This is a genomic window from Streptomyces huiliensis (assembly GCF_020037025.1).
Classification (GTDB): Bacteria; Actinomycetota; Actinomycetes; order Streptomycetales; family Streptomycetaceae; genus Streptomyces; species Streptomyces huiliensis.
In genome coordinates, this window is sequence record NZ_JAIQLH010000232.1 from 1 (window position 1) to 14,948 (window position 14,948).

Genomic DNA, 14,948 nt, shown 5'->3' on the forward strand with positions numbered 1-14,948 from the left:
GTGCGGGGGCTCGCCCCCGCACGAAACGGTGAATGGGGGTGTCCCCTCTGGGGGAGGGACCGGGGCTCAATCCACCACGGTGGCCCCGGTCACCGGACCCGACGCCACCCGCACCGCCCGGCACGTCCCGGACGTCCGCAACGCCTCCGCCACCTGCTCCGCCTCCTCAGCGCTCTTCGCGAGGAAAGCCGTCGTCGGGCCGGACCCCGACACCATCGCCGCGAGCGCCCCCGCGGCCGTACCTGCGGCGAGCGTCTCCGCCAGCGAAGGCCGCAGCGAAACCGCCGCCGCCTGAAGATCATTGGAAACGGCCGAGGCGAGCGCACCCGCGTCCCCGGAGCGCAAGGCGTCGAGCAGCGCGACGGAAGCCGCGGGCTGCTCAGCCCCCGGATCCGTCCCCGCCTCCGCCCGCAACCGGTCGCACTCGGCGTACACGGCCGGCGTGGACAGCCCCCCGTCGGCGACGGCGAAGACCCAGTGGAACGTCCCGCCCGCCTCCAGCGGCGTCAGCCGCTCGCCACGCCCGACGCCGAGCGCGACCCCGCCGAGCAGGCTGAAGGGCACGTCGCTGCCCAACTCGGCGCAGATGTCCAGCAGTTCGTCGCGCGAGGCACCCGTCCCCCACAGCGCGTCGCACGCGAGGAGCGCGCCCGCGCCGTCCGCGCTGCCGCCGGCCATGCCTCCGGCGACGGGGATGTCCTTGTCGATGTGGAGGTGCACGCGCGCCTCGCGCCCGTACCGGGCCGCGAGGGCCAGGGCCGCGCGGGCGGCGAGGTTGGAGGTGTCGAGGGGGACCTGTTCGGCGTCGGGGCCGGAGCAGGTCACCCGCAGTTCGTCGGCCGGCGTCGCGGTGACGCGGTCGTACAGCGAGACGGCGAGGAAGACGTTGGCCAGGTTGTGGAAGCCGTCGGGGCGCGGCCCGGCGACGGCCAGCTGGACGTTGACCTTGGCGGGCACGCGGACGGTGACGGACTGCGCGGTCACGGAGGACGGCTCCTCGGATCGGGGCGGGCGGAACGACGGAAAGCGTAGGGCCGCTCAGCCCGCCTTGCGATCCGCCTTGTGCTCGGCGATGGCCACGAACTCGTCGACCGTCAGCGACTCGCCGCGCGCCTGCGGGGAGACCCCGGCGGCGACCAGCGCCGCCTCGGCCGCCGCCGCGGAGCCCGCCCAGCCGGCGAGGGCGGCGCGCAGCGTCTTGCGGCGCTGGGCGAAGGCGGCGTCGACGACCGCGAAGACCTCTTCCCTGGTCGCCGTGGTGGCGATGGGCTCGGCGCGGCGGACGAGGGAGACGAGGCCGGAGTCGACGTTCGGGGCGGGCCAGAAGACGTTGCGGCCGATGGCGCCGGCCCGCTTGACCTCGGCGTACCAGGCGGCCTTGACCGACGGGACGCCGTACACCTTGGAGCCGGGCGGGGCGGCGAGCCGGTCGGCGACCTCGGCCTGGACCATGACGAGGGTGCGCTCGATGCTGGGGAAGCGCTCCAGCATGTGCAGCAGCACGGGGACGGCGACGTTGTACGGGAGGTTGGCGACCAGCGCGGTGGGCGGCGGGCCGGGCAGCTCGGTGACGCGCAGGGCGTCGCTGTGCACGAGTGCGAAGCGGTCGGCGCGGCCGGGCAGCCGGGCGGCGACGGTCGCGGGCAGGGCCGCGGCCAGGACGTCGTCGATCTCGACGGCGGTGACCCGGTCGGCGGCCTCCAGCAGGGCGAGCGTCAGCGACCCCAGGCCGGGGCCGACCTCGACGACCACGTCGTCGGGGCGCACGCCGGCGGTGCGGACGATGCGCCGGACCGTGTTGGCGTCGATCACGAAGTTCTGACCGCGCTGCTTGGTGGGGCGCACCCCGAGGGCGGCGGCCAGTTCGCGGATGTCGGCGGGGCCGAGCAGGGCGCCGGACTCGTCTGTGCTGGGGCTGGAGCTCACCCGTGAAGTTTACGGCCGCACACGGGCCACGGGCTCGCCCCCCGGCTGACGTACAGCTTCTTGGCGCGCAGGGTCTGCTCCTCGGCGCTGGCGTCCTGGGGGCGTCCGCTGCCGCCGAGCGACTGCCAGGTGCCGACGTCGAACTGGTAGAGGCCGCCGTACGTGCCCGACGGGTCGACCGCGTTCGGCCGTCCGCCGGCCTCGCACTGGGCGAGTCCCTGCCAGTTCAGGCCCTCCGCGCCCTGCACGGTGGTGGGCATCTTCTTGGTGCCCACGCGGATGATCTGGGTGCGGGGCTTGCGGACGATCTCCGAGGAGAGCCTGCGGGGCTTCTGGCGGACGCCGTTGACGGTGCGGAGCGCGTAGGTGATGCGTTCGACGCCCTTCTCGCCGCGCTGGGCGACGACCTCGGTGCCCTTGGCGAGGTGGGGGTCGTCGTGGCGCTCGGTGGTGAAGTCGACGGGCACCTCGCGGACCTCGCGGCCGCCGGTGATGCGCATGATCGAGACGGTCTGGCCGTCGCGCGGGAAGCTGTCGGGGTCGACGGAGGTGGTGTCCTCCCCGTGGAGGGTGATCCCGGCCTGTTCGAGGGCCTCGCGGACGGTCGCGGCGTTGGTGCGGAGGGTGCGGGTGCGGCCGTCGGCCATGAAGGTGAGGGTCCGCTCGGTGCGGACGTCCAGGTCCAGGCCGTGCCGGCCGATGGGCGCGGAGCGGGAGGCGGAGAGGTAGGCGCCCTCGGCCCGGACGCCGAGCTGGCGCAGGGCGCCGTCCACGGTCCGGGCGGTGGTCCACACCTGGCGGCGCTCGCCGTCGAGGGTGAGGGTGACCGGGCGGCCGTAGCGGACGATGACCCGGTCGCCGGAGGCCAGGTCGTGGTGGCGGCCGGGGGCGACGATGTCGTGCTCGCCGACGGCCATGCCCTCGTCGGCGAGCAGTTCCTCGACGTCGTCCGCGAAGGTGTGCAGGGTGCGCGGCCGGCCGTCGACGCTGAGCTGGACGGCCTTGTCGCCGGCGACGAACGCGGAGGTGCCGCCGGCGAGGAAGGCGACCACCAGGGCCTGCGGGAGCAGCCGGCGCAGCGGGTCGCCGCCCTGCCGGGGGGCCGCGCGGGCGGCCCGCTTGCGCCGCCCGGCCCTGCGGGCGCTCGCCCGGCCGGGCGGCGGGGCCTCGCCGTAGAACTCGTCGGGCGGCTCGCCGTCGGCCTCGTCGTCGAGGGCGCTGAACGGGCCGCTCCGGAAGGTGTCCTCCGGATCCCCCTCGTCGCCGGAGGCGACGACGGGCGCGTACCCCTCGTACGGGTGAGCCTCGTACGAGGGGTGGACGACGCCGGTGAGCACCGCGGGCGGGGGCGGCGCCGTGGCCGTCCCGGACGGCGCGGAGGACTGGCGCGGCACGTACGCCTCGTAGCCCGTGTACGCCCCCGGGCCCCCCTGCCCCGCCTGGCCCGGCCCGCTCCCCAGCCCGTGCCCGCCGAGGCCCCCGTGGGGGCCGTACGGGTCGGGCGGCTCGTAGCCGTCGTGGGGCGCGGGGGCGCCGTACGGCGGCGGCTCGGCCGCACCGCGGCGCGCGGCGTGGGGGCTGCCCTGCGGATGGCTCACGACACTCCACTGGGTCCGGACTGACGGGACCGGGACTGTAGCGGAGCTTCGGTGACTCTCCAAAGCCCGCCCGTCACCCTGTGTCGTCGGGATCCGGGGGTCAGTACTGGAACGCGCGTGCGGTATTCGCCGCGACCGCCGTGGCCAGAGCGTCCTCGTCCACGCCCTTGACCGCGGCCATGGCCCGGAGAGTGACCGGAATGAGGTACGGCGCGTTGGGCCGTCCGCGATACGGGACGGGGGTGAGGAACGGCGCGTCGGTCTCGACGAGGATCCGGTCGAGCGGGGCGACGGCCAGGGCGTCGCGCAGCGGCTGGGCGTTCTTGAAGGTGACGTTCCCGGCGAAGGAGAGGTAGTAGCCGGCCTCGGCGCAGATCTTCGCCATCGCCGCGTCGCCGGAGAAGCAGTGGAAGACGACCGTCTCGGGTGCCCCCTCCTCGGCGAGCACCCGCAGGACGTCGTCGTGCGCGTCCCGGTCGTGGATGACGAGGGCCTTGCCGTGCCGCTTGGCGATGGCGATGTGCCGGCGGAACGAGCGCTCCTGCGCGGCGACGCCGTCCGGGCCGGTGCGGAAGAAGTCGAGGCCGGTCTCGCCCACGCCGCGGACGTGGTCCAGGGCGGCGAGGGCGTCGATCTCGTCCAGGGCCGCGTCGAGGGCGGCGTCGCCGCCGGGCTCCCGGGCGCCCTGGCGGGACCAGCCGTCGGGGTCGCCGAGGACGATCCGGGGCGCTTCGTTGGGGTGGAGGGCCACGGTGGCCCAGACGGCGTCGTGGGCGGCGGCCGTCTCGGCGGCCCAGCGGGAGCCGGCCAGGTCGCACCCCACCTGGATCACCGTGGTCACGCCGACGGCGGCGGCCTTGGCCAGCGCTTCTCCGACCGTGCCGCCCTGCATGTCCAGATGGGTGTGCGAGTCGGCCACGGGCACGTTCAGCGGCGCGGGCGGAGGCGGGGGGACGTCCTTGTCGTGGTCGACCTTCTTCTTCCGCTCGCCGTCCGCCGTGCCGCTGTTCGATGCTCTCGCCGCCATGGTCGGGATTCTAGGGACCGCTCCCGGGCCGCGCCCGGCCGGGCGGTGGTCCCCGGTCTCCCGGGACCCGCCTACTTGCGCTGGAAGGGGTGCAGCAGGTCGGAGAGGTGCCAGTGCCGGTGCTCCCGGGGGGTGCGCTGCTCGTTGCCGACGGGGATGCCGCCGCTCATGAACGGCCCGGTGGGGGCGGCCGGCGACACGGTCGTCCGCGAGGTCAGGTGCAGCGCGTCCGCGATCTGGGAGACCTGCCCCGAGCGCATGATGCGGACGACGTGGGCCCCGCAGTTGGGGCAGGTGGGACGGGTGAGCGGGGACGGCACCCGGTCGCCGTCCGTGTGGTACGTCACGAAGGGCCGGCCCTCCGGGTCCACGTGGTGCTCTATCTCGTACGACTGTTCCCAGCTGTGCGCGCACCTCATGCAGGCGAAGGCGTAGGACTCGTGCACCGTCTCGCGGCCCGGCCGGGGGGCCGGCGCGCCGGCCTCCGTCGCGGTGCGGGTGGCGGTGCCGGACTCCACGCCTCGTGAGGTCCCTGCGGTCTCGCTCATGGCAGCTCCTCTTGTCCTCCGGACTTTTCCCAGTCCGTTCGGACGTTCCTCGGGATCGGACGTCCCACATCCAGGGAACGCCCATTCCCGCGCCGACGCAGCAGCCCATTCCTCGAATTGGGGCAAACTTAACCGCTACATGCCCGAAGAGCCCGGGAGCGAGGTCTGGCCTTTGCTTTTCGCTCCAGCCCTTTACTTTACGGCGGGGTGCGGCACCCGGCATTTCGCGGCGGCGCGGGACGAGGCTCCGGTCCAGGCCATTCCCGGCCGGTACCTGCGGTTCCGTCCGCTTCCGGGGGCGCTTCCAGGGGTGACTCCGGGCGGTCCGGCCGGGGACGGATTCCGTTTGCCGACGGGACACCGCCGATCGCTCCGGACGGATACCGGCGGTTCCAGGCGCTTTCCCGAAGAACACCTCGGAGTTACCGGCGAGAACCGTTCCGCTACCACCCGGACGCGCCCCGGACGCTACCCCTCGGATTTGGCGGCGGTTTTCGCCGCCACCACCGCGTCGAACACCTCGCGCTTGGGCAGCCCGGCCTCGGCCGCGACCGCGGCGATCGCCTCCTTGCGGCGCTCGCCCGCCTCCTCCCGGACCCGCACCCGGCGCACCAGCTCGGCCGCGTCGGTCTCCTCAGGACCCTTCTCGGGGGCGCCCTCCACGACGACGGTGATCTCGCCGCGGACCCCCTCGGCGGCCCAGGCGGCCAGCTCGGCCAGCGGGCCGCGCCGGACCTCCTCGTAGGTCTTGGTCAGCTCGCGGCAGACCGCGGCCCGCCGCTCCCCGCCGAACGCCTCGGCCATCGCGGCGAGGGTGTCGTCCAGCCGGTGCGGCGCCTCGAAGTAGACGAGGGTGCGGCGCTCGTCCGCCACCTCGCGCAGCCGCCCGAGCCGCTCCCCCGCCTTGCGCGGCAGGAAGCCCTCGAAGCAGAACCGGTCCACCGGCAGCCCCGACACGGCCAGCGCGGTCAGCACCGCGGACGGCCCGGGGACGGCCGTCACCTTCACCCCCTGCTCCACGGCGGCGGCCACCAGCCGGTAGCCGGGGTCGGAGACCGACGGCATCCCGGCGTCCGTGACCAGCAGCACCCGCGCCCCGCCGGTCAGCGCCTCGACCAGCTCGGGCGTCCGGGACGACTCGTTGCCCTCGAAGTAGGAGACGACCCGGCCCGTGGTGTGCACCCCCAGCGCCTGGGTGAGCCGGCGCAGCCGCCGGGTATCCTCCGCGGCGATCACCTCGGCGGCGGCGAGTTCGGCGGCCAGCCGGGGCGGCGCGTCGGCGACGTCGCCGATGGGGGTTCCTGCGAGTACGAGCGTTCCAGTCACGCCCCCATCCTCGCAGGCGCCCCCGGGGCCTCCGGGGCGCCGGGCCGCGACCGCGCGCTCCCCGGCGCCCGCGGCGGCCGGTTCCCTACGATGGCGCGGTGACCAGTGACACCGCGACCCAGGGCCGGCCGACCCGCACGGCGGCAGGACAGCCGCCTCCTTGGCAGGCCCGGCTGCGCCGCTTCGGATACGCGGCCCCCGAGCGCCGGACCGGCGTGCGGGAGCGGCTCGTGCCCCCGTACCGGGAGCCGGGCACCGGCGTGTGGGAGGCGCTCGGCGTGCGGCCGGGGCCCGCGCGGCTGCTGGCGCGCTCCCTGGGCTGGCTGGGTCCGCTACTGGTCACGCTGCTCGCCGGGCTGGCCCGCTTCCACAACCTGGGCAGTCCGCGGGCGGTGATATTCGACGAGACGTACTACGCCAAGGACGCCTGGGCGCTCTGGAAGCACGGCTACGAGGCCAAGTGGCCCGAGGACAAGGACCTCAACCAGCGGATCGTCGACGGGTACGACCACATCGCCGACGCGCCGTCGTACGTGGTCCACCCGCCGGCCGGCAAGTGGGTCATCGGCCTGGGCGAGCACTTCTTCGGCCTGACGCCCTTCGGCTGGCGCTTCATGGTCGCGCTGCTCGGCACGCTCTCCGTCCTGATGCTGTGCCGCATCGGCCGCCGGCTCTTCCGCTCCACGCTGCTGGGCTGCGTCGCGGGCGCGCTGATGGCCGTGGACGGCATGCACTTCGTGATGAGCCGCACCTCGCTGCTCGACCTGGTGCTGATGTTCTTCGTCCTGGCGGCGTTCGGCTGCGTGCTGGTCGACCGGGACCGGACGCGGGCCCGGCTGGCCGCCGCGCTGCCCGACGACCCGGCGACCGGGGACGTCCGCCCCGATCAGGAGACCGCCCGGACCCTCCGGCTCGGGTGGCGGCCGTGGCGGATCGCGGCCGGGGTGTTCCTCGGGCTGGCGGCGGCGACGAAGTGGAACGGCGCGGTCTACCTGGCGGCGTTCGGCGTGCTCGTCGTCTTGTGGGACGTCGGCTCGCGCCGCCTCGCCGGGGCCCGCCGCCCGTGGCGCACGGTGGCGCGGCGGGACGCGCCGTGGGCGTTCCTGTCCCTCGTACCGGTCGCGATCGTCACCTACCTGGCCACCTGGACCGGCTGGTTCGCCAACAGCGGCACCTACAGCACGGCCAAGGGCTGGCAGCACAGCGGCTACTACCGGCACTGGGCGGAGACCGAGGGCGGGTACGGGACGGACGGCTTCCTCGCCGGCGTCCTCAACCCGCTGCGCAGCCTGTGGCACTACGAGAGCGAGGTGTGGCGGTTCAACACCACCCTCGACTCGCCGCACACCTACCAGTCCAACCCGTGGAGCTGGCTGGTCCAGGGCCGTCCCGTCTCCTACTACTACGACTCGCCCGCGGCGGGCACCGGCGGCTGCCCGTCCGACGCCGGCGGGAAGTGCGCGCGCGAGGTGCTGGCCCTGGGCACGCCCCTGCTGTGGTGGGCCGCCTGCTTCGCCCTCGTCTACCTGCTCTTCCGCTGGTTCCTCCGGCGCGACTGGCGGGCCGGCGCGATCCTGTGCGGGGTGGCGGCGGGGCTGCTGCCGTGGTTCAAGTGGCAGGAACGGACCATCTTCGACTTCTACACCGTCGTCTTCGTACCGTTCCTGTGCCTGGCGGTGGCGATGATGATCGGGGCGATCGTCGGTCCCCGGGGATCGTCGGAACGCCGGAGGGTGACGGGGGTGGTCGGCGCGGGCGCGCTGTTCCTGCTCATCGTCTGGAACTTCATCTACTTCTTCCCCATCTACACCGGGCAGCCGATCCCGCTGGACGCCTGGCGGAACCGGATGTGGCTGGACACCTGGATCTGACGAACTCCCTGGTCATACAAGCGTCTTGAGCACCTCTGGGTGGCTGACATCACCCCTGTCACCGTGGGTGCGTTGTCAGTGCCCTCCCGTAGTGTGCTGAGCCGAGACGGGACCGCGGCCGTCCGGGCCGCGGTCGGGGAGGGGTGTGGCGATGCGGACGGGAGCGAGGGCCGCGGTGGCGGCCGTGGCCGCGGCGGTGCTGGGGGGCGCCGGGTACGCGGCGTACGCCTTGGTGGACGGGGTGGACGGAGCCGCGCACCCGGCGGCGGCGCCGGTCCGGACGGGACCGCCGACGGCGTCCGAAGTGGAGCGGACCGCCCGGGACTTCCTGGCCGCCTGGTCCCGGGGCGACGTGGAGGGGGCCGCGGGCCTGACCGACAACGCGCCGGGTGCCTCCGCCGCGCTGACCGGCTACCGCGACGACGCGCACGTCCGGAAGGCGGTGTTCGAGCAGGGCGCGGCCACGGCGACGGAGGTGCCGTTCACCGTCACCGCCGAGATCGCCTACAAGGGCCGCACCTCCACCTGGACCTACGCCTCCAAACTCGGCGTCGTGCGCGGCCGGACGAGCGGACGGGCCGTCGTGGACTGGCGGCCCGCGGTGCTCCACCCCCGGCTGACCGCGGGCGAGACGCTGGTCACCGGGCCCGCCCCGGCCTCCGCGGTCAAGGTCACCGACCGCGCGGGCCGGCCGCTGGACGCCCGGACGTACCCCTCGCTCACGCCCGTCCTGCCGGAACTGCGCAGGCGGTTCGGGGAGAAGGCGGTCGACGGCCGGCCGCGGGTCGAGGTGCGCACCGCGTCGGCGTCCGGGCGGGGGCCGGACGGCCGCGTCCTGCACGTGGTCGCCGAAGGCGGCCCCGCCGAGATCCGGACGACGCTGGACGCGCGGGCGCAGCGGGCGGCCGAGGCAGCCGTGGCCGCGCGGCCCGAGGCGTCGGTGGTGGCCGTCCGGCCGAGCACCGGGGAGATCCTGGCCGTCGCGGACACCGGCGCGCGGCAGGCCGGTTTCAACGCGGCGCTGCTGGGCCGGACCGCGCCCGGCTCGACGATGAAGATGGTCACGGCGGCGCTGCTGCTGGAGCGCGGCAGGGCACGGGCCGACCAGCCGCTGCCCTGCCCCCGGTACACGACGTACGGCAAGCGGTTCCACAACGTGGAGCGGAGCGAGAACCCGGGTGCCACGTTCGCCCAGGACTTCGCCGCCTCCTGCAACACCGCCTTCGTATCGCTCGCCGGCCGGATCTCCGACGGCGACCTCGCCGCCGAGGCACGGGAGGTGTTCGGCATCGGCGGGGAGGACTGGCAGACGGGGGTGACCACGTTCGACGGCCGGGTGCCGCCCGACACCGGGGCGGGGAAGGCGGCGGCGATGATAGGCCAGGGCAAGGTACAGATGAACCCGCTCACCATGGCCTCGGTGGCGGCCACCGTCCGCGACGGCTCCTTCCGCCAGCCGCACCTGGTGGACCCGAAGCGCTTCGGCCTGCAACAGGCGCGTTCCGCCCGCTCGTTGTCCCCGGCGGTCGCCGGGGAGCTGCGGCGGATGATGCGGCTGACCGCCGTCTCCGGGACGGGACGGACGGCGATGTCCGGGCTGGGCGGGGAGACGGGCGCCAAGACGGGATCGGCCGAGATCGACGGACAGCCCCGGCCCAACGGCTGGTTCGCCGGCTACCGGAACGACGTGGCCGCGGCGGCGGTCGTCCCGCGGGGCGGGCACGGCGGGGATTCGGCGGGGCCGGTGGTGGCGGAGGTGCTGCGGGCGGGGTGACGCGGCCCGCCTTCCGGTCACAGTGACCGAGGTGACAGCCGTGAGCGGCCGGACCGCACTAGCGTCGCGGGCATGCGCACTCCCGACTCCTCCTACGGGCCCGCCTCGTGACCCCGCTGGTCGTCGCCGCCGTCCTGGCCGCGGCGGTCACCCACGCCGCCTGGAACGCCATCGCCCACGGAATACGGGACCAGTTGACGGCCTTCACCCTGGTCGGGGCCGGCAACTGCCTCGGCGGGCTGGCGGTGCTGCCGTTCGTCCCGGCTCCCGACCCGGCCTCCTGGCCGTACCTGGCCGTCTCCGGCGTGCTGCACGTCCTCTACATGGCCCTGCTCATGCGCTCGTTCTCCCTGGGCGACTTCGGCCAGGCGTACCCGATCGCCCGGGGCACCGCCCCGCTGGCGGTCACGGTCCTCGCGGCCGTCTTCGCCGGGGAACTGCCCGGCGGCTGGCAGCTCGCCGGGGTGGCCGTCGCCTCCACCGGGCTGGTCGGCGTCGCCCTCTGGGGCATCAAGGGCTCCGGCACTCCCCCGAAGTGGCCGGCGATCGGCGCGGCGGCCGCCACCGGCCTGGCCATCGCCGGATACACGGTCGTCGACGGCATGGGCGTCCGCTCGTCCGGCTCCTCCTTGGGCTTCACCGCCTGGCTGATGGTCCTGGAGGGCCTGCCGGTACCGCTCTACGCCCTGGCCGTCCGCCGCCGGGCGGCTTTCGCCGCGGCCCGTCCGTACGCGGTGCGCGGGCTGCTCGGAGGGTTGATGTCGATGCTCGCTTACGGGCTGGTGCTGTGGGCTCAGACGCGGGGGCGGATGGCGCCGATCGCCGCCTTGCGGGAGTCGTCGATCATCGTCGGTGCGGCGATCGGCACTCTTCTGTTCAAGGAGCGGTTCGGGGCGCCGCGGGTCGCCGCGGCGGCGTTGTTGGTGGCGGGGATAGGGCTGATGTTGCACGCGGGTTGAGGTGGGGGCGCCGATTCCTGGGGGCCAGCCTCCCGGACCCCCTGAAACCGCGCTCCGCGCGGTTGTCCTCAAACGCCGGACGGGCTGGATGGACCTGAGGTGGCACTTTCAGCCCGTCCGGCGTTTGAGGACGAGCGGCGAAGCCGCGAAAAGGGGGTCTGGGGCGCAGCCCCAGGAATCGGCGAAGTGGGGGTCCCCCCTCTGGGGGAGGGACCGGGGCACCCCCAACGCGTCAGCGCCCCCGAAGCGCCCCACGCAACCCGAGGTTGGCGACCAGAATTCCGCCGTCGACGGGAAGCGTGACACCCGTGATCCACGACGCGTCACGAGAAGCGAGGAAGGCGACGGCGGCGGCCACGTCCTCAGGCCGCCCGACACGCCCCAACGGGTAATGATCGGCGGCCCGCCGAAGAGCGTCCTCACGCCCGTCCCAATTCGGCGTATGGACCGTCCCGGGAGCGACGAGATTGACCCGGACCCCCCGCCCCGCCGCCTCACCCGCAAGCGTGCGGGTAAGACTCGCAAGCCCCGCCTTCGCCGCACTGTAGGCGTGATTGCCGAAATCCTGCTCCCCGTTGACGGACCCGATGTTCACGATCGAGCCCCGCCCACCCGCGGCGGCCAGCTGCGGCAGGGCCGCACGCGCGCAGCGGAAAGCGCCGCCGAGCGTGACGTCGAGATCGCGGTGCCAGGACGCGTCCGTGTGGTCCTCGAAGCGTTCGGGATCGGGGGTGCAGGAGAGGGCGTTGTTGACGAGGACGTCGAGGCCGCCGAAGCGGGCGGCCGCGTGGGCGACGGCCGCGTCGACGGCCTCGCGGTCGGTGACGTCGCAGGTGTGGGCCTCGGCGACGAGTCCGGCCTCGCGGATGGCGTGGGCGGTCCGCTCGGCGCGGTCGCCGTCCGCGTCCGTGACGAGGACACGAGCGCCCTCGCCGGCGAGCCGCAGGGCGGTGGCGGCGCCGATGCCCCGCCCGGCGCCCGTGATCAGGACGGACCAGCCGTCGAACCGTCGCGTCATGGGAGCCCCTCTCGCACCACCGGTCACACCGTCCGGGGGCTGTTCCCTACCCCGCCAGGGCGCGGGCAACCGCCCGGACCAGGGCCTGCGCGCGCGGGTCGGCCGTCACGTTCTTCTGCATGCCGTTGGTGACGTAGCCGAAGGAGATCCCGGACTCCGGGTCGGCGAAGGCCAGCGAGCCGCCGCGGCCCGGGTGGCCGAAGGAACCGGCCGCCAACAGCGGCGAGGCGGGCCCGTGCAGCATGTAGCCCAGCCCGAAGCGGGTGTTGGCTATGAGGACGCGGTCGGGCCCGGCGGACTCCTCGCTGCGGGCCAGGGTGAGCGTGGCCGGGGCGAACAGCCTCCGCCCGCCGTCCTCCACGTCCCCGATGAGCGCCGCGTAGAAGCGCGACAGCGCCTCCGCCGTGGCGACGCCGGCCGAGGCGGGGAGCACGGCGGCCCGGTAGGCGGGGTCGTTCTCGTCGGGCAGCGGGTCGATGGCGGCGAAGGCGCGCCGGGTGAGCGACGCGGGGTCGCGGTAGGCGTCGGAGACGGCCCGCTTGGGGCGGACGCGCAGGCCCGGCGTGCCGGTCCCGGCGGGCGGTTCGACGTCGCCGATGCGCCCGGCGCGGTGCTGTTCCGCCTCCGGCAGGCCGAGCCACAGGTCGAGCCCCAGCGGCGCGGCGATCTCGTCGGCGATCCACGCGCCGATGTCGCGCCCGGTGACGCGCCGGACGAGTTCGCCGACGGTCCAGCTGTAGGTCTGCGCGTGGTAGCCGTGGTCGGTGCCCGGCTCCCAGGCGGGCGCCTGCGCGGCGACCGCGCGCGGGCCGCTGGCGCCGTCGCGGGCCTGCTCGGGGGTGAGCGGGGTGTCGAGAACGGGCACGCCCGCGCGGTGCGCGAGGAGGTGCCGGACCAGGACGCGCTCCTTGCCGGCGGCCTTGAACTCGGGCCAGTAGGTGCCCACGGGCGCGTCGAGGTCCACCTGCCCCCGCTGGTGCAGCAGCAGCGGTACGGCCGCGGCGACGCCCTTGGTGGCGGAGCGCACGATCTGCGCGGTGTCCGGCGTCCACGGCGTGCCGCCGTCGACGTCCCGGGTGCCGCCCCACAGGTCGACGACCTTGCGGCCGCCCTGGTGGACGACGACGGCGGCACCGCGTTCGCCGCGGCGCGCGAAGTTGTCGGCGAAGGCGTCCCGGACCGGTTCGAAACCGTCCGCCACCGTGCCCTGGACGTCCGTCACTGCTGTTCTGCTCCTACTGGTCCCACCGGTCCCATTGGTCCCACCGGTCGATCGCCGTACATGTCCTTCCATGGTGCATCGCGATCGGTGCCGCCCGGCGACCGGGTCACCCGCCGCCGAAGCGCGGGCGGCCGGACGTTCCCGCTCCCCGGCGCCTTCCTGACGTCTTGCCGGGCCATGGGCGACCATCCGCGAACGTGACGGGGATCACGGCGCGGGCAGGGGTCACGGCGCGGGACGGGCTCACGGCGCGGGACGGACCGGGACCGCGCACGGGTCGAAGCCGAAGGGGAGTTCCAGCCGGTGCGCCCGGAGCAGCTCCGCGTCGCCGAGCAGGGTCCGCGTCGGCCCGTCGGCGGCGATCGTCCCGCCGCTGAGGACGACGGAGCGCTCGCAGAGCTCCAGGGCGTAGGGCAGGTCGTGGGTGACCATCAGCACGGTGACCTCCAGGCTCCGCAGCAGCTCGGCGAGTTCGCGGCGGGAGGCGGGGTCGAGGTTGGAGGAGGGTTCGTCGAGGACCAGGATCTCGGGCTCCATGGCCAGGACGGTGGCGACCGCCACGCGGCGCCGCTGTCCGAAGGAGAGGTGGTGCGGGGGCCGGTCGGCGTACTCGGCCATCCCGACCCGGTCCAGGGCCCGTAGCACCCGGGCGTCGAGCGCGGCGCCGCGCATCCCGGCGGTGGCCGGGCCGAACGCGACGTCCTCCCGGACGGTGGGCAGGAACAGCTGGTCGTCCGGGTCCTGGAAGACGATGCCGACCCGCCGCCGGACCTCGGCGAGGTGCGGCGCGGCCACCGGCAGCCCGGCCACCCGCACCGTCCCCCCGCCGCCGCCGAGGATGCCGTTGAGGTGCAGGACGAGGGTGGTCTTGCCGGCGCCGTTGGGTCCGAGCAGGGCGACGCGCTCGCCCTGACAGATCGTCAGGTCGACGCCGTGGAGCGCCTGATGGCCGTCCGGGTAGGCGAAGGCGAGCCCCGCCACCTCCAGCGAGGGCGGGACCGTCCCTGGAGCCGTCACAGCGGCACCCCTTCCGTCGTCAGGCGGGCCGCCAGCGCGGCCAGCGGCAGGGCGGCGGCGCACGCCCACTGCGCACGGCTCGCGCCGGCCGCGCCCCCGGTCTCGGGCAGGGTGCCGGTGTAGCCGCGGCTGACCATCGCCCGGTGGACGCGTTCGCCGCGTTCGTAGGCGCGGATGAACAGCGCCCCGGCGGACGCGGCCAGGACGCGCCAGTGGCGCACGCCCCGGGCGGTGTGCCCGCGGGACTCCCGGGCGACGCGCATCCGCCGCATCTCGTCGGCGACCACGTCCCCGTACCGGATCATGAACGCCGCGATCTGCACCAGCAGGGCGGGCATCCGCAGCCGGCGCAGGCCCAGCAGCAGGTCCCGCAGGTTGGTAGTGGAGGCGAGCAGGACGGACGCGGCGACGCCCAGGGTGCCCTTGGCCAGCAGCGTCCCGGCGTCCCGGAGCCCGGTCCCGCTCAGCGGCAGCCCCAGGACGTCCACCCGCGGCCCGTGCGCCACGAACGGCAGCACCAGCGCGAACGCCACGAACGGCAGCTCGATCACCAGCCGGCGCAGGACGGTGCCGGCGGGCAGCCGGGCGGCCGCCGTGACGGCGGCGAGCAGCAGCGCGTGGCATGCGAACGCCCACGGGAGCGACCCCGGCGTGGCGGCCAC

Annotated in this window: 13 protein-coding genes; 3 read left to right on the forward strand and 10 right to left on the reverse strand. The window is 74.9% G+C overall.

The annotated features are described in order from the left end of the window. Positions 1-66 precede the first annotated feature (66 nt). The 6 genes from JNW98_RS29230 to rsmI form a co-directional block, all read right to left on the reverse strand. A complete protein-coding gene (locus JNW98_RS29230) occupies positions 67-984 on the reverse strand; it encodes a 4-(cytidine 5'-diphospho)-2-C-methyl-D-erythritol kinase (RefSeq protein WP_223771312.1) in 918 nt (305 codons plus the stop codon). 54 nt (positions 985-1,038) lie between these two features. Beyond that, positions 1,039-1,926 carry a 16S rRNA (adenine(1518)-N(6)/adenine(1519)-N(6))-dimethyltransferase RsmA gene (rsmA, locus tag JNW98_RS29235; RefSeq protein WP_223771313.1) on the reverse strand — a complete coding sequence of 296 codons (888 nt, stop codon included), beginning with the start codon at positions 1,924-1,926 and terminating at the stop codon, positions 1,039-1,041. After that, complete coding sequence (locus tag JNW98_RS29240; RefSeq protein ID WP_308015678.1) at positions 1,923-3,524, reverse strand: resuscitation-promoting factor; 1,602 nt, start codon at positions 3,522-3,524, stop codon at positions 1,923-1,925. The genes rsmA and JNW98_RS29240 overlap by 4 nt, the downstream gene beginning before the upstream one ends. A gap of 100 nt (positions 3,525-3,624) precedes the next feature. Further along, positions 3,625-4,551 (reverse strand): TatD family hydrolase, encoded by a 927-nt coding sequence (locus JNW98_RS29245; RefSeq protein WP_223771314.1) that lies wholly within the window; start codon positions 4,549-4,551, stop codon positions 3,625-3,627. 71 nt (positions 4,552-4,622) lie between these two features. Further along, the gene (locus JNW98_RS29250; RefSeq protein WP_223771315.1) at positions 4,623-5,099 is read right to left on the reverse strand and encodes a hypothetical protein; all 477 of its coding nucleotides are present in this window, start codon (positions 5,097-5,099) and stop codon (positions 4,623-4,625) included. A gap of 468 nt (positions 5,100-5,567) precedes the next feature. After that, a complete protein-coding gene (rsmI, locus tag JNW98_RS29255; protein WP_223771316.1) occupies positions 5,568-6,425 on the reverse strand; it encodes a 16S rRNA (cytidine(1402)-2'-O)-methyltransferase in 858 nt (285 codons plus the stop codon). A gap of 98 nt (positions 6,426-6,523) precedes the next feature. On the opposite strand from rsmI, the gene JNW98_RS29260 reads away from it, so the two are divergent. The 3 genes from JNW98_RS29260 (at position 6,524) to JNW98_RS29270 (ending at position 11,029) form a co-directional block, all read left to right on the forward strand. Then, positions 6,524-8,296 (forward strand): dolichyl-phosphate-mannose--protein mannosyltransferase, encoded by a 1,773-nt coding sequence (locus tag JNW98_RS29260; RefSeq protein ID WP_223771317.1) that lies wholly within the window; start codon positions 6,524-6,526, stop codon positions 8,294-8,296. A 151-nt stretch (positions 8,297-8,447) separates the two neighbouring features. Further along, positions 8,448-10,070 carry a penicillin-binding transpeptidase domain-containing protein gene (locus tag JNW98_RS29265; RefSeq protein ID WP_223771318.1) on the forward strand — a complete coding sequence of 541 codons (1,623 nt, stop codon included), beginning with the start codon at positions 8,448-8,450 and terminating at the stop codon, positions 10,068-10,070. Between the two features lie 107 nt (positions 10,071-10,177). Next, a complete protein-coding gene (locus tag JNW98_RS29270) occupies positions 10,178-11,029 on the forward strand; it encodes an EamA family transporter (RefSeq protein WP_223771319.1) in 852 nt (283 codons plus the stop codon). 232 nt (positions 11,030-11,261) lie between these two features. Here JNW98_RS29270 and JNW98_RS29275 read toward each other — a convergent pair whose 3' ends face one another. The 4 genes from JNW98_RS29275 to cbiQ all read right to left on the reverse strand — a co-directional run. After that, positions 11,262-12,047, reverse strand: coding sequence for an SDR family NAD(P)-dependent oxidoreductase (locus JNW98_RS29275; protein WP_223771320.1), 786 nt, complete (start codon positions 12,045-12,047; stop codon positions 11,262-11,264). A gap of 46 nt (positions 12,048-12,093) precedes the next feature. Then, positions 12,094-13,269, reverse strand: a complete 1,176-nt coding sequence (locus tag JNW98_RS29280) for a serine hydrolase domain-containing protein (RefSeq protein WP_223771321.1) — start codon at positions 13,267-13,269, stop codon at positions 12,094-12,096. 243 nt (positions 13,270-13,512) lie between these two features. Further along, complete coding sequence (locus JNW98_RS29285) at positions 13,513-14,286, reverse strand: energy-coupling factor ABC transporter ATP-binding protein (RefSeq protein WP_223771322.1); 774 nt, start codon at positions 14,284-14,286, stop codon at positions 13,513-13,515. Continuing rightward, the coding region (gene cbiQ / locus JNW98_RS29290; protein ID WP_223771323.1) for a cobalt ECF transporter T component CbiQ at positions 14,283-14,948 on the reverse strand (666 nt) is incomplete at its 5' end. The genes cbiQ and JNW98_RS29285, both read right to left, overlap by 4 nt.